At 64.0% G+C, this 18,947-nt stretch carries 20 protein-coding genes and 1 riboswitch; of the genes, 8 read left to right on the top strand and 12 right to left on the bottom strand.

Going from position 1 to position 18,947, the window contains the following annotated elements; translation table 11 throughout:
* Nucleotides 1-61: 61 nt before the first annotated feature.
* Both ACLKOZ_RS02250 and ACLKOZ_RS02245 read right to left on the bottom strand, forming a co-directional pair.
* A complete protein-coding gene (locus ACLKOZ_RS02250; RefSeq protein WP_436472500.1) occupies nt 62-1,270 on the bottom strand; it encodes an amidohydrolase in 1,209 nt (402 codons plus the stop codon).
* 89 nt (nt 1,271-1,359) lie between these two features.
* Complete coding sequence (locus tag ACLKOZ_RS02245; RefSeq protein ID WP_436472499.1) at nt 1,360-2,493, bottom strand: mannose-1-phosphate guanylyltransferase; 1,134 nt, start codon at nt 2,491-2,493, stop codon at nt 1,360-1,362.
* Between the two features lie 257 nt (nt 2,494-2,750).
* On the opposite strand from ACLKOZ_RS02245, the gene sdhC reads away from it, so the two are divergent.
* From sdhC to ACLKOZ_RS02220, 5 genes are all read left to right on the top strand, one after another.
* The gene (gene sdhC, locus ACLKOZ_RS02240; protein ID WP_082576094.1) at nt 2,751-3,131 is read left to right on the top strand and encodes a succinate dehydrogenase, cytochrome b556 subunit; all 381 of its coding nucleotides are present in this window, start codon (nt 2,751-2,753) and stop codon (nt 3,129-3,131) included.
* Between the two features lie 3 nt (nt 3,132-3,134).
* On the top strand, nt 3,135-3,605 hold the full coding sequence (locus tag ACLKOZ_RS02235) for a succinate dehydrogenase hydrophobic membrane anchor subunit (protein ID WP_337346678.1): 471 nt from the start codon (nt 3,135-3,137) through the stop codon (nt 3,603-3,605).
* A 101-nt stretch (nt 3,606-3,706) separates the two neighbouring features.
* Nucleotides 3,707-5,506, top strand: coding sequence for a succinate dehydrogenase flavoprotein subunit (gene sdhA, locus ACLKOZ_RS02230; protein WP_436472498.1), 1,800 nt, complete (start codon nt 3,707-3,709; stop codon nt 5,504-5,506).
* Nucleotide 5,507: 1 nt separating this feature from the next.
* Nucleotides 5,508-6,290: a succinate dehydrogenase iron-sulfur subunit gene (locus ACLKOZ_RS02225; RefSeq protein WP_307051608.1), complete on the top strand. Its 783-nt coding sequence runs from the start codon at nt 5,508-5,510 to the stop codon at nt 6,288-6,290.
* A gap of 95 nt (nt 6,291-6,385) precedes the next feature.
* Complete coding sequence (locus ACLKOZ_RS02220; RefSeq protein ID WP_337346680.1) at nt 6,386-7,156, top strand: alpha/beta hydrolase family protein; 771 nt, start codon at nt 6,386-6,388, stop codon at nt 7,154-7,156.
* Here ACLKOZ_RS02220 and ACLKOZ_RS02215 read toward each other — a convergent pair.
* The 8 genes from ACLKOZ_RS02215 to ACLKOZ_RS02180 all read right to left on the bottom strand — a co-directional run bounded on the left by ACLKOZ_RS02215 (nt 7,113) and on the right by ACLKOZ_RS02180 (nt 14,089).
* The gene (locus tag ACLKOZ_RS02215; RefSeq protein WP_436472497.1) at nt 7,113-8,168 is read right to left on the bottom strand and encodes a YihY/virulence factor BrkB family protein; all 1,056 of its coding nucleotides are present in this window, start codon (nt 8,166-8,168) and stop codon (nt 7,113-7,115) included. The genes ACLKOZ_RS02220 and ACLKOZ_RS02215 overlap by 44 nt on opposite strands.
* Nucleotides 8,169-8,205: 37 nt before the next feature.
* Nucleotides 8,206-8,811 (bottom strand): 2'-5' RNA ligase family protein, encoded by a 606-nt coding sequence (locus ACLKOZ_RS02210; protein ID WP_436472496.1) that lies wholly within the window; start codon nt 8,809-8,811, stop codon nt 8,206-8,208.
* Between the two features lie 4 nt (nt 8,812-8,815).
* Nucleotides 8,816-9,928 (bottom strand): tryptophan--tRNA ligase, encoded by a 1,113-nt coding sequence (gene trpS / locus ACLKOZ_RS02205; protein WP_436472495.1) that lies wholly within the window; start codon nt 9,926-9,928, stop codon nt 8,816-8,818.
* 17 nt (nt 9,929-9,945) lie between these two features.
* Complete coding sequence (locus ACLKOZ_RS02200) at nt 9,946-10,779, bottom strand: exodeoxyribonuclease III (RefSeq protein WP_436472494.1); 834 nt, start codon at nt 10,777-10,779, stop codon at nt 9,946-9,948.
* 10 nt (nt 10,780-10,789) lie between these two features.
* Complete coding sequence (locus ACLKOZ_RS02195; protein WP_337346685.1) at nt 10,790-11,353, bottom strand: hypothetical protein; 564 nt, start codon at nt 11,351-11,353, stop codon at nt 10,790-10,792.
* 132 nt (nt 11,354-11,485) lie between these two features.
* On the bottom strand, nt 11,486-12,319 hold the full coding sequence (locus ACLKOZ_RS02190) for an ABC transporter permease (RefSeq protein ID WP_436472493.1): 834 nt from the start codon (nt 12,317-12,319) through the stop codon (nt 11,486-11,488).
* Entirely contained in the window at nt 12,316-13,140 is an 825-nt protein-coding gene (locus ACLKOZ_RS02185; RefSeq protein WP_436472601.1) for an ABC transporter permease, read from the bottom strand. The genes ACLKOZ_RS02190 and ACLKOZ_RS02185 overlap by 4 nt, the downstream gene beginning before the upstream one ends.
* Before the next feature lie 19 nt (nt 13,141-13,159).
* Nucleotides 13,160-14,089, bottom strand: coding sequence for an ABC transporter ATP-binding protein (locus ACLKOZ_RS02180; RefSeq protein ID WP_337346753.1), 930 nt, complete (start codon nt 14,087-14,089; stop codon nt 13,160-13,162).
* 228 nt (nt 14,090-14,317) lie between these two features.
* On the opposite strand from ACLKOZ_RS02180, the gene ACLKOZ_RS02175 reads away from it, so the two are divergent.
* A complete protein-coding gene (locus tag ACLKOZ_RS02175; RefSeq protein ID WP_436472492.1) occupies nt 14,318-14,758 on the top strand; it encodes a CHRD domain-containing protein in 441 nt (146 codons plus the stop codon).
* Between the two features lie 86 nt (nt 14,759-14,844).
* Here ACLKOZ_RS02175 and ACLKOZ_RS02170 read toward each other — a convergent pair whose 3' ends face one another.
* Both ACLKOZ_RS02170 and glyA read right to left on the bottom strand, forming a co-directional pair.
* Nucleotides 14,845-15,756, bottom strand: coding sequence for a bifunctional methylenetetrahydrofolate dehydrogenase/methenyltetrahydrofolate cyclohydrolase (locus tag ACLKOZ_RS02170; RefSeq protein ID WP_436472491.1), 912 nt, complete (start codon nt 15,754-15,756; stop codon nt 14,845-14,847).
* A gap of 8 nt (nt 15,757-15,764) precedes the next feature.
* Nucleotides 15,765-17,063 carry a serine hydroxymethyltransferase gene (gene glyA, locus ACLKOZ_RS02165; protein ID WP_436472490.1) on the bottom strand — a complete coding sequence of 433 codons (1,299 nt, stop codon included), beginning with the start codon at nt 17,061-17,063 and terminating at the stop codon, nt 15,765-15,767.
* 137 nt (nt 17,064-17,200) lie between these two features.
* A riboswitch (ZMP/ZTP riboswitch) is annotated at nt 17,201-17,286 on the bottom strand.
* A 42-nt stretch (nt 17,287-17,328) separates the two neighbouring features.
* Between glyA and purU the strand changes: the two genes are divergently transcribed.
* Together purU and ACLKOZ_RS02155 are read left to right on the top strand one after the other, a co-directional pair.
* A complete protein-coding gene (gene purU, locus ACLKOZ_RS02160; RefSeq protein ID WP_436472489.1) occupies nt 17,329-18,189 on the top strand; it encodes a formyltetrahydrofolate deformylase in 861 nt (286 codons plus the stop codon).
* Between the two features lie 29 nt (nt 18,190-18,218).
* Nucleotides 18,219-18,893, top strand: coding sequence for a class I SAM-dependent methyltransferase (locus tag ACLKOZ_RS02155; protein ID WP_436472488.1), 675 nt, complete (start codon nt 18,219-18,221; stop codon nt 18,891-18,893).
* Nucleotides 18,894-18,947 lie beyond the last annotated feature (54 nt).

Below are 18,947 nucleotides of genomic sequence, written 5' to 3'. Positions count from 1 at the left end.
TGGCAGGTAATGCCCCCAAATTGTGGAATTAAGGGTGTTAGCTGCCAGTTCGCGCCAGGCGTCAGACAACCCGGAGGTCGCGGATGGTCCTCAGGGCGGCGGCCGTCAGGACCTGGATGCCGAAGCCGAGGGCCCGCTCGTCCAGGATGTAATCGCCGCGGTGGAGATCGTACTCTTCGCCGCCGGGAGTCTTGGTGCCAAGCCGCATCATGGCGCCGGGCAGTTCTGCCAGGAACCAGGCGAAGTCCTCCCCGCCCATGGACTGCGGGGTCAGCACTACCGCGCCTTCGCCGATTTCAGCGCGCGCAGCAGCTTCGATGAGGGCGGTTTCGTGCTCGGAGTTGACTACTGGCGGGACTCCCCTGGTGTGCTCCAGCCGCACGTCCACTCCATACGGCGCGGCCACTTGGTGGACCACCTCATCCAGGAGTTCCCCGGCGCTGTGCCAAGCGTCCCGGTCCAGGCAGCGCATGGTGCCGGCCATGTATCCGCTGCCCGGAATGGCGTTGGGAGCGGACCCGGCGGAGATCTGCCCCCAGACCACGGACACCCCGCTGCGGACATCCACGCGGCGGGACAACACGGCCGGAACGTTCACGGCTATCTGCGACAGGGCAAACACGAGGTCTTCGGTCAGGTGCGGGCGGGAGGTGTGGCCACCCCGGCCTGACAGCTCGATCCGAATGGTGTCCGACGCCGAGGTGATGGCGCCGATGCGCGTTCCGATCTTGCCGACGTCGATACGCGGGTCACAGTGCAGCGCAAGGATCCGCGGGACGCCGTCCAGGACGCCTTGCTCGATGCACGAATGCGCACCGCCGGGCATGGTCTCCTCTGCGGGCTGGAAGATAATGCGGACAGTGCCACCCAGCGGCGTTTCCTGGTGCATGCGGTCAAGCACCAAGGCGATGCCCAGCATGGTGGTGGTGTGGACATCATGGCCGCAGGCATGGGTCACGCCGTGGTTCTTGGACGCGAACGGCAAGCCGGTCTCTTCGATGATGGGGAGGGCGTCAATATCACCGCGCAGGGCAGTGGCAATGGGGCCCTCACCGACGTCCACCGTCAGCCCGGTTCCATCAAGCCGCTTGGGTTGCAGGCCGGCAGCCTCCAGCCGTTCCACGAGCCTGTCAGTGGTTCGGAATTCCTTGAACGACAGCTCAGGGTGCGCGTGAAGGTCCCGGCGGAAATCAATCAGTTCCGGAAGGAGCGGCTCCAGCCATGGCCCCACCAACGCGGTGGGCTCAGCTTCAGTAGTGTAATTGCGCACAGATTTACTCTAGCGAGCGTCCACGGAATAGCGGCATCACAGGCGGCGCGTTACGGATTACTCGTCCCGGAGCGACTCGGACCATTGAACTACAGGACGTCGGTGTCGCCGCTTGCCTTCAGCGCATCAACAGCACCCTTGACCCGCTGGGCGTGCTGCTTGGTGGTCACCAGAAGGGCGTCCCCGGTGTCAACGATGACAACGTCCTTGATGCCGATAAGGGCAATGACGCGCTTCGTGTCAGAGACCACCACGCCGCTGGCGTTCTCGGTGAAGACGCGGGCTCCCTCGCCAATAACCGTGACGTCATCCACTTCACGGGCGCTGTTGAGCCGGCCCACCGATGCGAAGTCTCCGACGTCGTCCCAGCCGAAAGTGCCGGGGACCACTGCGACGTCGCCTGCCGCGGCAGCAGGTTCGGCCACCGCGTAGTCAATGGCGATCTTGGGCAGGGTGGGCCAGACCCGTGCCGTGACTGCATCCCGTTCGGGGGTGTCCCACGCCTGGGCAATCTCCTGCAGGCCCTTGAAGAGTTCCGGTTGGTTGGCTTCAAGGTGCTTGAGCATCAGGGCAACGGGAGCCACGAACATACCCGCATTCCAGACATACTCGCCGCTGTCCACATACTGCTGGGCAACGTCTTCGTCCGGCTTCTCCACGAACTCCACCACCGCCTGGGCACTGGGGGCTCCTTCGATGTGGAGTTCCTGCCCGGCCCGGATGTAGCCGAAACCGGTGGACGGGTGGGTCGGCTTAATGCCGATCGTCACGATCTTTCCCGCGGCTGCCGTATGGATGGCCTCCCGGACGGCTTCCTGGAAAAGGTGGTCCGGGCTGATCACCTGGTCTGCGGCAAAGGAACCCATGATGGTATCCGGGTCCCGTTCGTGCAGGATGGCGGCGGCGAGGCCGATGGCTGCGCCGGAATCCTTCGGCTCGCTTTCGAGCACGAGGTCGGCGTCCTGGACCTCGGGCAACTGGCGGCAGACGGCGGCACGGTGTGCCGTGCCAGTGACCACGAGGACCCGCCGGCCCGCCAAGGGCTCGAGTCGGTCGTACGTGGCACGAAGCAAAGTGCTGCCAGACCCAGTGAGGTCGTGGAGGAACTTGGGAGCTGCTGCGCGTGACAGGGGCCAGAGACGGGTCCCCACTCCGCCTGCCGGAATCACCGCAATAAAGCGGTTAAGGGGTGAAGCCGGGCTTGTCAGTTTGTTTGTACTCATCACCGCTTACTTTAGCGGACCCGCCCGCGGAGGCCTCCCCAAAGGGCAGCTGGCACGCCCCGAACCGCCCGATCATGTGGCGTTCGTCTCAAAACAGGCGCAAAACCGCGGCAGCAGGAGTCACCAAGGAGTTCCTAAATTGAATAAGCTGTGAGCGAAGCCTAGATTTAGGCCTGAGCTACGAGTGCTCTCGCAGCAGGCGTTCCCCCCGCGTGGATCTCATGCCAGCGCCGCTGTGTTGCAGGGAGGTTTAATCAGTGCCGACAAAACCAGCTGGCACCTTGTACCGCGGCCGTGAAGGCATGTGGTCCTGGGTAGGACACCGTATTACCGGTGTTGTGATCTTTTTCTTCTTGTTGGTCCATGTGCTGGACACCTCATTGGTGCGTGTGTCCCCCGAGGCCTACACGGCTGTGATCGGTGCCTACAAGAATCCCCTGATGGCCCTGGGTGAAACGGGCCTTGTCGCCGCGATTGTCTTCCACGCCTTTAACGGCCTGCGGATCATCGCCGTCGATTTCTGGAAGAAGGGCGCGAAGTACCAGCGCCAGATGCTGTGGACGGTCCTGGCCCTTTGGGTAGTCGTTATGGTCGGCTTCTCCATCCGCCACCTTTCCCTCGCCCTCGGAGGTCACTAAGCCATGACTGCAACTCAGATCCAGAGTCCGCGCAGCGGCAAGATCGCCCCGCAGTACCGTCGCAGCGGCGCATCGAGGGGGAACTTCGAGATGGCCGCTTGGCTGTTCATGCGGCTCTCAGGCGTGGTCCTGGTTGTCCTGATTTTCGGGCACCTCTTTGTGAACCTGCTCGTGGGCGAAGGCATCCACGCCATCGACTTCGGCTTCGTGGCCGGCAAATGGGCCGATCCGTTCTGGCAGTTCTGGGACCTGGCCATGCTGTGGCTCGCCATGCTGCACGGCACCAACGGCGTCCGCACCATTATTAACGACTACGCCGAGAAGGACTCCAGCCGCTTCTGGCTCAAGGCAGTGCTCTATGCTGCCACCGCCGTCATCATCATCCTCGGCACCCTGGTGATCTTCACCTTCAACCCGTGCCCGTTGGACGTCAACGGCGTGCCGCTGCCGGGTGGTTTCTGCCCCGCTGCGTAGCGACCATCTGGAGCCCGTGATTGACCGCGGGCCGCGTTTTGCGGAGCAGGCAACGCCTGCCCGTTGTTTTACACAGAATTTTGAGAGAAAGAGCGTCTGGTATGCAGGTCCATAAGTACGACGTCGTCATCGTCGGTGCCGGTGGCGCTGGCATGCGCGCCGCGATCGAATCCGGTCAGCGCGCCCGCACAGCAGTACTGACCAAGCTCTACCCCACCCGCTCGCACACCGGTGCGGCGCAGGGTGGCATGTGCGCGGCACTTGCCAACGTCGAGGAAGACAACTGGGAATGGCACACCTTCGACACCATTAAGGGCGGCGACTACCTGGTTGACCAGGACGCCGCCGAAGTCATGGCGAAGGAAGCCATCGACGCCGTGCTGGACCTTGAGAAAATGGGCCTGCCGTTCAACCGCACGCCTGAAGGCCGCATCGACCAGCGCCGCTTCGGCGGCCACACCCGCGACCACGGCAAGGCACCGGTCCGCCGCGCCTGCTACGCTGCAGACCGCACGGGCCACATGATCCTGCAGACTCTCTACCAAAACTGCGTCAAGCACAATGTGGAGTTCTACAACGAGTACTACGTCCTGGACCTCCTGACGGTCGAAGAGGACGCGGTCCGCGAGGACGGCACGCCGTACAAGCAGAAGCGTGTTGCCGGCGTCGTGTCCTACGACCTCGCCTCCGGTGAACTGCACGTATTCCAGGCCAAGTCCGTGGTGTTCGCCTCCGGCGGTGCTGGCAAGGTCTTCAAGACCACCTCCAACGCCCACACCCTGACCGGCGACGGCATGGGCATCGCATTCCGCCGCGGCATCCCCCTGGAGGACATGGAGTTCTTCCAGTTCCACCCGACAGGCCTCGCCGGCCTGGGTATCCTGCTTTCCGAGGCAGCCCGCGGTGAAGGTGCCATCCTTCGTAACTCCGAGGGTGAGCGCTTCATGGAGCGCTACGCCCCCACCATCAAGGACCTCGCACCCCGTGACATCGTGGCCCGCTCCATGGCCAACGAAGTCCGTGAAGGCCGCGGCTGTGGTCCGAACAAGGACTACGTCCTCCTGGACCTGACCCACCTGGAGCCTGCGCACATCGATGCCAAACTCCCGGATATTACTGAATTTGCACGGACCTATCTGGGCGTGGAGCCTTACACGGAGCCTGTCCCGGTGTTCCCGACGGCCCACTACGCCATGGGCGGCATTCCCACGAACATCACCACCGAGGTCCTGCAGGACAACGACACCGTGGTGCCGGGCCTGTACGCCGCCGGTGAAGTGGCATGCGTTTCCGTCCACGGCTCCAACCGACTCGGCACCAATTCCCTCCTGGACATCAACGTGTTCGGCAAGCGCGCCGGCATTGCGGCGGCTGAATACGCCAAGACGGCCGACTTCGTGGCACTCCCGGAGGACCCCGAGGCTTACACCATCGAACTGCTGGACATTGCCCGCAACGGCAACGGCGACGAGAAGGTGGCCGTGATCCGCAAGGAACTCCAGGACACCATGGACGCCAACATGCAGGTGTTCCGTACGGCCGACACGCTGAATCAGGTCCTTCGGGACATCGAGTCCTTCGAGGCCCGCTACAAGAACATCAGCGTCCAGGACAAGGGCAAGCGCTTCAACCTGGACCTCCTGGAAGCCGTTGAACTCGGCTTCCTGCTGGAGTTGGCCAAGGTCATGACCGTGGCAGCCCTGCACCGTGAGGAATCCCGCGGCGGACACTTCCGCGAGGATTTCCCGGACCGTGACGACGAAAGATTCATGAAGCACTCCATGGCGTACAAGGACGACCACGCCCCGGCCGACGGCTCTGCAGAAGCAATTGCCGGCATCCGCCTGGCCACCAAACCGGTTGTCTTTACCCGCTACGAGCCGATGGTGAGGAAGTACTAAGATGTCCGCCGAACTTGCTGAGCCAGCCTCAAAGATCGAACTGCCCGCCCACATCGGAGGCGGCGGCGAGATCCCCACATTCGATGTCACGCTCCGCGTGCGCCGTTACAACCCGGAGGTGTCCGAGGACGCCACCTGGGACGATTTCAAGGTGACCATGTACGGCACCGACCGCGTGCTGGATGCCCTGCACAAGGTCAAGTGGGAGATCGACGGCAGCGTTTCGTTCCGCCGCTCCTGCGCCCACGGCGTCTGCGGCTCCGATGCCATGCGCATCAACGGCCGCAACCGCCTCGCCTGCAAGACACTCCTGAAGGACCTGGACACGTCCAAGCCCATCACGGTTGAGCCGATCAAGGGCCTGCCGGTGGAGAAGGACCTGATCGTGGACATGGAGCCGTTCTTCCAGTCGTTCCGTGAAGTCATGCCCTTCCTCATCAACAAGGGCCACGAGCCCACCAAGGAACGGCTGCAGTCCGCCGAAGATCGTGAGCGCTTCGACGACACCACCAAGTGCATCCTCTGCGCTGCGTGCACGTCCTCGTGCCCCGTGTTCTGGACGGACGGGCAGTACTTCGGCCCGGCCGCCATCGTGAACGCCCACCGCTTCATCTTCGATTCACGTGATGATGCCGGCGACATGCGCTTGGAGATCCTGAACGACAAGGAAGGCGTGTGGCGGTGCCGCACCACCTTCAACTGCTCCGAAGCGTGCCCCCGCGGCATCCAGGTGACCCAGGCCATCGCCGAGGTCAAGCAGGCAATCCTCTCCCGCAAGATCTAGTTCACGTCTTACCGAACGACGGCGTCATGCACTGAAAGTGTCAATGGCGCCGTCGTCTGTTTTAACACACGACGGCCATAACGAAAGGGCACGCCATGTCCCGCTCCGAAAAAGTCAGCTTCGCAGGTTCCACCGGGGAACTCCTGTCGGGCATTATCGACGTCCCGGAGGGTCCTGTACGCGGCTGGGGCGTGTTCTCCCACGGCTTCACGCTGGGCAAGGACAGCCCGTCCGCTTCACGGATGTGCAAGGCCCTGGCTGACACAGGCATCGGCATGCTCCGCTTCGACAACCTGGGCCTGGGCGAATCCGCCGGCCACTGGTCGGAGGGTTCCTTCAGCCATAAGGTGGCCGACACCGTCAAGGCTGCCGAGTTCATGCGGGAAGAGGGCAAAGCCATCTCGCTGCTGGTAGGCCACTCCTTCGGCGGGGCCGCCGTACTGTCTGCCGCCCGCCAGATACCAGAGCTCGACGCCGTTGCAACAGTGGGCGCCCCCTTCTCACCCAAGCACGTGGCGCATGTCTTCGACGCTGCCCTGGACAAGATCCTCAGCGAGGGCAGTGCCGAAGTGGACCTCGGCGGGAAGCGCGTGGAGATCCGCAAGCACTTTGTGGAGGACCTGGAAAACGCCGACCTCACGGACTGCATCCGCCAGTTGCACAAGCCGCTGATGGTGCTCCACTCCCCCACGGACAACACGGTGGGCATCGAGAATGCCAGCTCCATTTTCCAAACCGCCCGCCACCCCCGGAACTTCGTCTCCCTCGAGGGCAGCGACCACCTGCTCACCGGCAAGGGTCAGGCAGCGCGGGCGGCGAGGATTATTTCTGCCTGGGCCGACCAGTACCTGGACGCCGGGAAGTAGCGCCCGGCCTGTCCTTGGCACGCCCCTCCACGGGCACCTTGCCGGGTTGCACGCGGCGCGAGCCCCAGCCGGCTTTCTCGTGCTCAGACGGAACACTGCGGAGGTCCGCGTCACGGATGGCGGACCAGCTGGCGCATACAAGGTAGACCTGACTGACCAGGTTGAACCAGATCAGCAGGCCGATAATGATGGCAAACGGCGCCAGGATGGGATTGCGGCCGGCACCTGCAAGCAGTTCGGTGCTGAATACCTGCAGCGCAGCCGTCCCGACTCCGGCGAGGATAGTGCCCTCCAGCAACGCCCGCCTGGACAGCTTGAGCCCTCCGGCAAGGCGGAACATGATCACCGCGGTAACCCAGTTCAGTGTCAGCGGAACGCCGATCTTGATCACCGTAGTGAGCGGCCCCGCCACGGCGTCTTCCAACTGCAGGAAATCCGTGACCCAGCCTGCCGCGGTCCCAAACACAAGCGAAGCTCCGGCGCTGATGACCAAGGCGACACCCAAGAGGAGGAGGGTCCCGGCGTCGCGCAGTTTGAGGACAATGGGGTTGACCTTCAGGGGCGGGAGCTGCAATACGCCGCGGAGTCCGTCCCGCAGGGCAGCGATCCAGCCCAGCGACGTCACCACCGTGACCACTGCCGCAATCACCGCGGTCCAGCCAAGGCCGTCGGGGTTCAACAGGTCCCGGGGATCCACAAGGCCTTCCCCGCCGTCCACTTTAAGCAGTCCCGGAGCACTCTGGGCCACGCTGGCGATAATCGTGTCCAGGAGGGCCGGCTGGCCCCGCAGCACCAGCCCGGCGATCGAAAAGCCAGTGGCCAACAGGCCGGTGATGGAGAAGAACATCCGGAAGCCGATGCCGGCGCTCATCAGCGGGCCGTGCTGGAGGTTGTAGTGCCGCCAGGCGCGCATTGGCCGGAAAGCGTTAAGCCGCGCCAGGAGCCACTGGAACATAGCCACAGCACTGGCCACCGGGCCGCCGTCGGACCTCTTGGCTTTGCCCCACTCCATCCGTTTCTGGATGACGGCAAGCTTCAGGCGCGAGCGTTCAGTGGGAAGAGGCGGGTCCCCCGGAGTTGGCGGCTGCGTCCGCGGCCCAGGCCCCGGCGTCGTTGTCAGTTTCGGTCCCAAAGTCCAGCTCTTCCCGTAGCTGCCAGATGCCGTCAGCATCGTGCTCGTAAAGTCCCATGCTAACCACAGGGAACGTCGCCCTATAGTCCTTCAGGACCGTTTCAGCTTCGTCGAGGCTTTCGGGAGCGACGTCGTGGGCGATCGTCACGTGGGGGTGGTACGAGAACGGCAGGTCACGCTGGAGCGGTCCGGTCTGGAGTTTCTCGTGCAGCTCCACGCAGGACTCGAATCCGTCCTCCACGTTGATGTACACCACCGGGGACACAGGCCGGAAAGTGCCGGTGCCCGCTATGGTCACCATGAACGGTTCCTGCCTCCGCGCCACCTCGCGGACGTGCTCCCGCGTAGCCTCCCAGTCCTGGGTGGGCGTGGTGGTGATCAATGTGATGTGGGCAGGGATCACCGCCGCCATGGGATCACCGAACGAAGCGCGCCACCGTTGAAGTTCTTTCGCGATGGCAGGGGGGAATCCCAGAATGACGCCTACGCTCATTCCTGCACTGACATTGCTTGAGACCGACATCGGGTTAGCGGACTCCCGGGGCGCCGCCATAGGGAAGGAATCCCACCTTGGCATAGACGTCGCTGAGAGTAACGGACGCGATCTCCCGGGCCTTGTCCGCGCCGTGGGCCAGGAGCCGGTCCAGCTCGGCAGGGTCCGACAGGAGCTCGTTGGCGCGGTCCCGGATGGGGGTCAGGTGGCCCACGACCGCTTCCGCCAGGTCCACTTTGAGGTGTCCGTACATCTTTCCCTGGTAGCTCTCCACCAGCTGCTCCACGCTCTGGCCGGTCACCCCGGAGAAGATGGTGAGCAGGTTGGAGACGCCAGGCTTGGTTTCGCGGTCGAAGCGGATTTCCGTTTCCGTGTCCGTGACCGCGGATTTGATGCGCTTGGCCGTGATCTTGGGCTCGTCGAGGAGGTTGATCAGGCCGGCCGGCGATTCGGCAGATTTGGACATCTTCGCCGTGGGGTTCTGCAGGTCGTAGATTTTCGCGGACTCCTTCTGGATGAAGGGCTGCGGTACCGTGAACGTTTCGCCGAAGCGCGAGTTGAAGCGTGTGGCGAGGTCACGGCTCAGCTCCACATGCTGGCGCTGGTCCTCCCCTACCGGGACGCCCTCCGGCTGGTACAGGAGGATGTCGGCGGCCTGCAGGATGGGGTAGGTAAACAGGCCAACGCTGGCGAAATCAGTGCCCTGTTTCTGCGCCTTGTCCTTGAACTGGGTCATCCGGGACGCTTCGCCGAAGCCGGTAATGCAATTCAGGACCCACGCGAGCTGTGCGTGTTCGGGCACCTGTGACTGGACGAACAGGGTGCACTTGTGGACGTCCACGCCGCCGGCGATGTATTGGGCCGCAGTGATCCGCGTACGCCGTGCCAGCTCCGCGGGATCCTGGGGGACGGTGATCGCGTGCAGGTCCGGGATGAAGAAGATTGCGTCGTATTCGTCCTGCATCCGGACCCAGTTAACGAGGGCGCCGAGATAATTGCCGAGGTGCAGCGAATCTGCCGACGGCTGCATGCCGGACAGGATGCGGTGACGCACACCGGTGGCGGGTAGGTCCGCTTGCGCGTGGGCGGTCACGGCGTCAGGTGCCGGCGACGCGGCGGGGCCGGTGACTGTTGAAGAGGTGGTCATTCGTTGTGGCCTTAAATCTAGAGCCGGTAGTCCACTACCAGCGGTGCATGGTCAGAGAAACGGGTATCCCATGACGGCGCCCGGTCAACGACTGCGGAGAACGCTGCTGCAGCCAGTTCCGGGGTGGCCAGGTGGTAGTCGATCCGCCAGCCAGTGTCATTGTCAAAGGCCTGGCCCCGCTGCGACCACCACGTGTAAGGGCCGTCCACACTGCCGGCCAGGCCCCGGTGGACATCCTTCCAGCCGATGTCCTCGCCGAAGAACCGGTCAAAGTACGCGCGTTCCTCAGGCAGGAAGCCGGCCTTCTTCACGTTGCCCTTCCAGTTACGGATGTCCAATTCCGTATGGCCCACGTTCAGGTCACCTACCACCAGGGCGTGGTCGCTGTGCTTGGTCAGTTCCGGCAGTCGCGTGCTCATGGCGTCCAGGAAACGGTACTTGTCCACCTGCTTGGGAGTTCCGGCTTCACCGGAGTGCACGTAGGCACTGGCAACGGTCAGCTGCACCGGTTCCCCGGCAGCATCGGTCAGCCTGAAATCCGCTTCCACCCACCGGCCGGCGGTGGCGAAGTAGTCGTCCCCGATGCCGTTGCGGGTCTCCAGCGGCTCTTCGCGGGAGGCGATTGCGACGCCGGCGCGGCCCTTGGCTTCGGCTTCAGCGTGCAGGATGTGCCAGCCATCGCCGAGGAGCTCCCGGACGATTGCGTCAGGGGCCCGGACTTCCTGGAGGCAAAGGATGTCCACCTCGCGGGGCTCCAGCCACGCCGCCATGCCATTCCTGAAGGCAGCGCGGAGGCCGTTAACGTTGACTGATGCGATGCGAAGGTGGTCCTTCTTCAATGCCGAGCTCACCCGCTCCACTCTAGTCGATGACCGTTCCGGTGACCGGGTCCTCCGTGCCACCCGAGGAGCGGATCATGTCCCGGGCATTCGTGGCGGTGATTTCGATGGTCTCCAGCGCGCGGCGGATGGTGTCCTGGTCGGCGGCCTCACCCTTGGCGCGCTCCTGCTCCACCACCCGGACCTGAACCTGGACGATCTTGAAGGAGTGGTCAAGCTTGAGGTCGCGGACTTCGTCCGCTTCGGAGCGCTCGTAGACCACGCGGGTGCCGCCATGGTCCGCAGAGGACGACGACGGCGCGCGGCCAGCTGCAGTGTTAAAGGCATTCTGGGCTTCCGTCAGCTTGGCGCCGGCCTTCTTGGCTGCCTTCTGGATGCTGAAGACCACAAAGGCTGCCAATGCGAGCCAGAAGGCGGCGATAATGGCCACAACCCAACCCACGACGTCGTTCTGGTTGGCCGCGAAGATGACCGCGACCACAAAGGCGACAACGAAAATCATCATTCCCGGCCCACTGATCCGGAGCATGGAGAAGCCGCCCTTGGCTGGTTTGGACGCAGAGTGAGGGTTACCCAGAGATCGCATTCCTACATTGTCTCAAACGCTGCGGCGGGCTACGGTACCTTCCACCCCCGGCGAACACCACCCCAACTAGGTAGCAGCAGATGTCGTTTTGAGCGCTCATAACGACATCTGCTGCTACCTAGTTGGGAAGGGCTACTTCAGGAACAGCTTGCGGAGGCGGACCGTGGTGAGCAGCATCCCTAGCGCCGTCATCACTACGTAATAGCCGATATGGATGGCGGTGGCCGGAGTGAAGGTTCCGACGCTGATCTGGCGCAGCAGTTCCACCCCATGCCAAAGCGGCATGGCCTGGATGAGCCACTGGATGTACTGGGGGTAGACGCTGAGCGGGTAGAACGTAGCGCTGAACAGGAACATCGGCAGCATGATGAAGTTGATCCAGTCCATCTGCTGAAAGGTCTTCAGGAAACTGGTGATGCCCATCCCCATGCTGGCGAATCCGAAGGCGATCAGCACTGAGGCCGGAATCATCAGAATGGCCCAGGGAGTGGTGATCAGTCCCATCAGGCCCATCACGGCCGTGAACCCGGTGGCATACAACAGGCCGCGCAACAGGGCCAGGAAGATCTCGCCCAAGGCAACGTCCAAGGGCCCCAGGGACGTGTAAAGCATGCCTTGGTAGAGCTTGGCGAAGTTCATCTTGAAAAAGACGTTCCAGGTGGAGTCGTACACGGCGCCGTTCATGGCGGAGACGGCCAGCAGTGCCGGTGCGATGTAGGCCGCGTAGCTGATCTCGGTCCCATCGGGTCCCTGTACTGAACCCACAATGGCACCCAGCCCAACACCCATGGAGATCAGGAACAGTACCGGCTCAAAGAAACCGGACAGCATGACCAGCCAGTTGGTGCTCTTAGTGGCCATCAGCCCGCGCGAAATGACGGCTTTGGCGTTACGTGAATACAGCGGTCCGAAGGTCCTGTTTCGGGCCGCCTCCGCCACGCTGTGGCCGCCGGTGACGATGCTCATTGCCCCAGCCTTTGGACGAACTGGCGTCTGGTAAGGACCCAGCCCACCGCTGCGAGTACCACCAGCACCACGACATGGACCATGGTGAGAACAGGCGGTTCCTCGTACCCATAGCTGAAGACCCTGCCCAGTTCGGTGCCGTGCCAGATGGGTGAGATCCAGCCAATCCACCGGACGGCCCACGGCAGCGTATCAAGCGGGAAGAATGTTCCGGAGAAGAGGAACAGCGGCATGACGATGAACCGCATCACCAAGGCGAACTGCCCTTTGTCCTCCTTGATGGATGCCGAGTACGCCATGAGCGGCAGGCCAAAGGACAGCCCGGCCAGGGTCGCCACGACGATTCCCGCCCAGCCCCAGCCGGAGGGCGAGGCACCGAACAATGCCACGGCTGCGAAGTAGATGGCTGACTGCAGCAGCAGCCTCAGGGTAACGGCGATGATCTGCCCGGCGGCGATCTGCTCCGGTGTCAACGGGGAGGCGTGCGGGCCGTAATAAATCCGGCGCCATTTGAACCCGTCCATCACGGGGAAGGTGAACTCGTTGGCAGCGGTCATGACGGCGGCGGACACCAGCAGCGCCGGGGCTATGAACGCCAGGTAGCTGACTCCGCCGAAGGCGGCTGCGTCGTCGGCGTCCACCAGGGTGGCAAGCCCCACACCCATCGCAAAAAGGTAGGCCACCGGCTGCCCCACGCTATACATCAGGATGGACCAGCCGTAGCCCTTCATGACCCGGAGGACCTGCTCCGCATAGTAGAAGGCACCCCACCTGCGTGCCCGGGCGGCGGATACCTCGGGCGGATGGGCACGTGGGGCCATGGCGGTCAGGGCAGCATCGTCAGTCAACGAGGCTCCTGCCGGTCAGGCGCAGGAAGACGTCCTCCAGCGAAGACCGCCGCACCAGGGATGTCAGCGGCCGCAGTCCACGGGAAGAAACCTGCTCAAGGGCAGCCTCGCCGTCGTTCGCGTAAATGAGCACCCGGTCCGGAAGCGCTTCGAGGCGTTCGCCGATCCCCTGCAGTTCCCCGCCAATAGTGCCATTGCGCTCCGACCCGAACCGCAGCTCCAGCACCTCGCGGGTGGAGTGTTCCCGGATCAGCTGCGCCGGCGATCCTTCGGCCATGATCCTCCCCTTGTCCACCACGATGAGCCGGTCGCACAGTTGCTCCGCTTCATCCATATAGTGCGTAGTGAGGATCAGGGTCACGCCCTGCTCTTTGAGCCGGAACAGCCGGTCCCACAGGATGTGCCGCGCCTGCGGATCGAGGCCGGTGGTGGGCTCATCCAACAGGAGGATGCGCGGTTCGTTGATGAGGGAGCGGGCGATGGTGAGGCGCCGCTTCATCCCGCCGGACAGGGCATCGACCTTCGATTTTGCTTTGTCGGTGAGCTGGGCGAACTCCAGCAATTCGTCGGCCTTCGGCTTGAGGTAGCTCATGGGCAGGCCAAAATAGCGGCCGTAGACCAGCAGGTTGTCCCGGACCCTCAGTTCCTCGTCCAAATTGTCCTGCTGAGGCACCACGCCCAAGTGCGCGCGGACCTCCGGCCCGTGGCTGTCCGGGTCCAGTCCCATGATGCTGAGGTCGCCGGAGGTGCGTTGCGTGACCGCGCCGATCATCTTCATGGTGGTGGATTTTCCCGCCCCGTTTGGTCCAAGCAGGCCGAACGACTCCCCTGCCGGAACGCTGAAGGTAACTCCGTCGACGGCGGCCACGTCGGCGTAGGTCTTGCGCAGGTTTTCCGCGGCGATAACTGTCTGCTGCTTCATCGGAGGGCCAGCGGGGGCGGTGGAGGACACGATGGCTTTATTGTGCACCCTCCGCAGACTAGTGGAGCCCCCCGGAATGTGAAAGAGGACTTGCACTTGGTACCAGGAATTGTCGACGGCGGCACCTCCGACGCGAGTAGCACCGTGAGCTATTGCACGCACCGGGACCCCGGCGTAGCGTGATTTCCGCTAGGGGCCGGAACAAAACCATCTATCTGAGGACGCATCATGAAAAGTCACGCGCTGCGGACCGCGGCAGTAGCGGCCGCTATCCTTTCCCTGGCAGGAACCGCCGGCCCTGCCACCGCAAAGGCCGGCGGCTCTCCGGCCATCCCGTTGAACACCGAGCAGGAGGTCACCGGCTCCAACACCGGCGCCAGCGGCTTCTTCACCTACTCCATTGACGGCTCAGAGCTCTGCTACACGCTCACCGCTCGCAACCTTTCCGAACCGGCGACCGCCGCACACATCCACTTGGCACCCCGGAATGTGGCCGGTCCCGTCGTGGTACCGCTAACTGTGGGCAGCGGAACCAGCTGGACCGTTGACACCTGCACCACAGCGGACCCCGCACTGCTGGCAGCCATTGAGGCCAGTCCCCGCAGCTATTACGTCAACGTCCACACACCTACCTTCCCGGGCGGCGAGATCCGCGGGCAACTTAAGTAGGGCTGCGGCTTCTACAACAAAGCCCGACGTCGGCACCTGGGTAGGTGCCGACGTCGGGCTTTGTTGGTTGCTGTCCTGGCTTGGTGCTAGGCGATTGCCGAGCCGCTTTTCGCGGCCAATTGGCGTTCGGCGGCTTCCACTACGTTGGTCATCAGCAGCGCCACGGTCATCGGGCCGACTCCCCCGGGGTTCGGCGAAATCCAGCCAGCTACCTCAGCAGCAGCGGGATCGATGTCGCCGTGGACCTTGCTCTTGCCCGTCTCGGGGTCACTTTCACGGGTGACACCGACATCGAGAAGGGCCGCTCCCGGCTTCACGTCCGCAGCCTTGACGATGTGCTTGACACCCGCCGCGCCCACAATGACGTCAGCCTGCCGCAGCAGCTCCGAAAGGTTCTCGGTGCCAGTGTGCGTCAGGGTCACGGTGGCGTTGACGGCCCGCCGGGTGAGCAGGAGGCCGATTGAGCGTCCGATGGTGACGCCGCGGCCCACCACCACCACGTGTTTGCCGGCGAGGCTGTAGCCGTTGCGCTCCAGGAGCTCGATAACGCCGCGGGGCGTGCACGGCAGCGGCGAGGTGATCTCGCCGTTGACGTTGAGCACCAGCCGGCCGAGGTTGGTCGGGTGCAGGCCGTCGGCATCCTTGGCGGGGTCGATCCGCTCGAGGATGGCGTCGGTGTCCAGGTGCTTGGGCAGCGGCAGCTGCACGATGTAACCGTGGCAGGCGGGGTCCGCATTGAGATCATCAATGAGGGCCTCGACCTGCGCCTGGGTGGCATCTGCCGGAAGCTCACGCTGGATCGAGTTCATCCCGATTTCCACAGACTGCTTGTGCTTCATGGACACGTACAGCTGCGAGGCCGGGTCGGCTCCCACCAGCACCGTGGCAATGCCCGGAGTGACGCCGTGGGCTTTGAGGGCCGCGACACGCTCCGTCAGCTCGGATTTGATGGCGGACGCGGCTGCCCTGCCGTCAAGGATCTTCGCGGTCTGCACCATGGACGGGGTTACCACTGCTCGTGCTGCGGGTAGAGCGGGAAGTCGGCGGCGAGCTTGTCCACGCGGGACTGCAGGGCCTCGACGTCGGTAGCCGCGCCGGCCTTCAGTGCGGTGGCGATGATCTCGGCAACCTCAGTGAACTCCTCGGCGCCGAAGCCGCGGGTGGCAAGTGCCGGGGTGCCGATGCGCAGGCCCGAAGTGACCATCGGCGGGCGGGGGTCGAACGGAACGGCGTTGCGGTTCACGGTGATGCCCACGGAGTGGAGGAGGTCCTCGGCCTGCTGGCCGTCCAGCTGGGAGTTGCGCAGGTCAACGAGGACCAGGTGGACGTCGGTGCCGCCAGTAAGGACCGAGACGCCTGCTTCGGCGACGTCGGCCTGGTTGAGGCGGTCGGCGATGATCTTGGCGCCTTCAAGGACGCGCTCCTGGCGCTCTTTGAATTCCTCGGTGCCGGCGATCTTGAAGGCAACGGCCTTGGCTGCGATGACGTGCATGAGCGGACCGCCCTGCTGGCCCGGGAAGACGTTGGAGTTGAGCTTCTTGGCCCACTCCTGCTTTGCCAGGATCACCCCGGAGCGGGGACCGGCGAGGGTCTTGTGCACGGTGGAAGTGACGACGTCGGAGTAAGGCACCGGGCTCGGGTGCAGGCCTGCGGCAACCAGCCCGGCGAAGTGTGCCATGTCGGTCCAGAGCAGCGCACCCACTTCATCGGCGATGGAGCGGAAGGCTGCGAAGTCCAGGTGGCGCGGGTAGGCGGACCAGCCGGCGATGATGACCTGCGGCTTTTCGGCGATGGCCTGCTCGCGCAGCTTGTCCATGTCCACGCGGAAGTTGTCCTGCTCCACCTGGTAGGCGGCGACGTTGTACAGCTTGCCGGAGAAGTTCAGCTTCATGCCGTGGGTCAGGTGGCCGCCGTGCGCGAGGGACAGGCCCAGGATCTTGTCACCGGGGGTGATCATGGCGGAGAGTGCTGCGGCGTTGGCCTGCGCGCCGGAGTGCGGCTGGACATTGGCGTACTCGGCGCCGAACAGTGCCTTAACGCGGTCGATCGCCAACTGCTCGGCGACGTCTACGTATTCACAACCGCCGTAGTAGCGGCGGCCCGGGTAGCCCTCGGCGTACTTGTTGGTCAGGACGGAGCCCTGGGCTTCCATCACGGCGCGCGGGGCGAAGTTTTCCGACGCGATCATTTCCAGGGTGCCGCGCTGGCGGCCAAGTTCCTGGTCGAGGACTGCGGCGATTTCGGGATCGAGCTCGGCCAGCGACTGGTTGCTGACTGCGGCTGTTGTGGTGGCGGTAGTAGTCACGAAAAACTCCTGGCTAGGGATACGGGCACTGCTAAGGTCAGGCTACCGGCTGGCGCACGCCGCCGCCGCTTGATGACAGGGCGTGAAAGTGCGTGCTGTTTCCCGGCAGGGTTGCAGCACTTGTCCGGCAAGACATGACCCTCGGCCCAGGCGTACGATCCGTGGTCTTCGTGATTGCCGCTCCCTGGTGGTTAGCCACCCAACGCCAGTTGCGACTGAACAAGACTACCAAATGCGGCACGTGGGCGCGGGTAGGCTGGTAGGCGTGAGTAATGAGCAGCTGAACCAAGCGTATGTAGTAACCCTGTCCTGCCCGGACCGCCCCGGAATCGTGCACGCCGTGGCCGGTGCCCTTTTGGTGGCAGGCTGCAATATTACGGACTCGCAGCAGTACGGCAGCCCCGCCACCGGAAACTTCTTCATGCGGGTGGAAGTCACGACGACGGCCGCCAAGTCCGAGCTCCAGTCAGCACTTGAGCCGGTGGTCGAGGCTTTCGGGATGCAGTGGAGCCTCAACGCCGTGGACCAGAAGGTGCGGACCCTGCTGATGGCCAGCACGTCAGCCCACTGCCTCAACGACATCCTCTTCCAGCAGCGTTCCGGCACCCTCCCCATCGACATCCCCGCCATCGTCTCAAACCACCGGGACCTCGCCGGGCTGGCCGAGTTCTACGGCATTCCGTTCCACTACATTCCCGTCACGCCTGACACCAAGGCCCAGGCCGAGGACAAGCTGCGGGCCATCATGGCCGAACACGACATCGAACTGACGGTGCTGGCCCGCTACATGCAGATCCTTTCGGACGACCTTTGTGCCGAACTGACCGGCAAGGCCATCAACATCCACCACTCATTCCTGCCCTCCTTCAAGGGCGCGCGGCCATACCACCAGGCCCATGCCCGCGGTGTGAAGCTGATCGGAGCCACGGCCCACTACGTCACGGCCGCGCTGGACGAGGGGCCGATCATCGAGCAGGAAGTGATCCGGGTGGACCATGCCCGCACGCCGGAGCAGTTCGTGCAGATGGGCCGGGACGTCGAAGGCCGCACGCTGGCCCAGGCAGTCCAGTGGCATGCTGAGCACCGGGTGCTGCTGGACGGCAACAGGACCGTTGTCTTTAACTAGGGGATTGAACTAGCGGAGCGGAGGCAGCCATGGTGCCTGGCAGGGAGGACCTCGGCAGTGAGCAGCGCCTCGCCGAGTTCTACAACCGCCGTGCCGCGTCCGGTTGGGATCATCCCCTGTCTCCACGGCGTGTGGAGGCACGCGAACGGTTCATTGGCCTGCTTAAGTCCGAAGGCCGCCACGACGTCCTCGAAATCGGCACTGGCCCCGGCCAGGACGGCCTGAAATTTGTCCAGGCCGGTATCCATTACACCGGTGTTGACCTCGCCGAGGAGCACGTCCGTCAGGCCCGCTCCAAGGGCCTGGACGTCTCGGTCGCCAGCGCCCGGCGGCTGCCCTTCGCCGATGGCGCCTTTCCTGCTGTCTGGTCCATGAGCACGCTGCTACACATCCCCGCTGCTGACATCGACGGCGTCCTGCGTGAACTGGTGCGCATCTCGGCACCCAACGCTCCGATCGCCGTCGGCCTCTGGTCAGGTGATGACGAGGAGGTGCTGAACCCCGAGGACAACCTTGAACCCCGGCGGTTCTTCAGCCGGCGCAGCGACGAAACGGTGCGGAGGGTTTTCGGACGGCACGGAACCATCGAGGATTTTGTCACCTGGCCGGAGGGCACGGGCGAGGAATCCGGCCCCGGCGCGGGGAACTGGACGCAGCACTACCAGTTCCTCATCCTCCGCACCCCACCCGCCCCAACTAGGTAGCAGCAGATGTCGTTATGAGGCGCCAAAACGACATCTGCTGCTACCTAGTTGGGG

It is taken from the genome of Arthrobacter sp. R4 (genome assembly GCF_051365025.1).
In the GTDB taxonomy this organism is placed as follows: Bacteria; Actinomycetota; Actinomycetes; order Actinomycetales; family Micrococcaceae; genus Arthrobacter.
The sequence above is the reverse complement of the archived record's forward strand: the minus strand, read 5'-3'. Positions and strand labels throughout refer to the sequence as shown.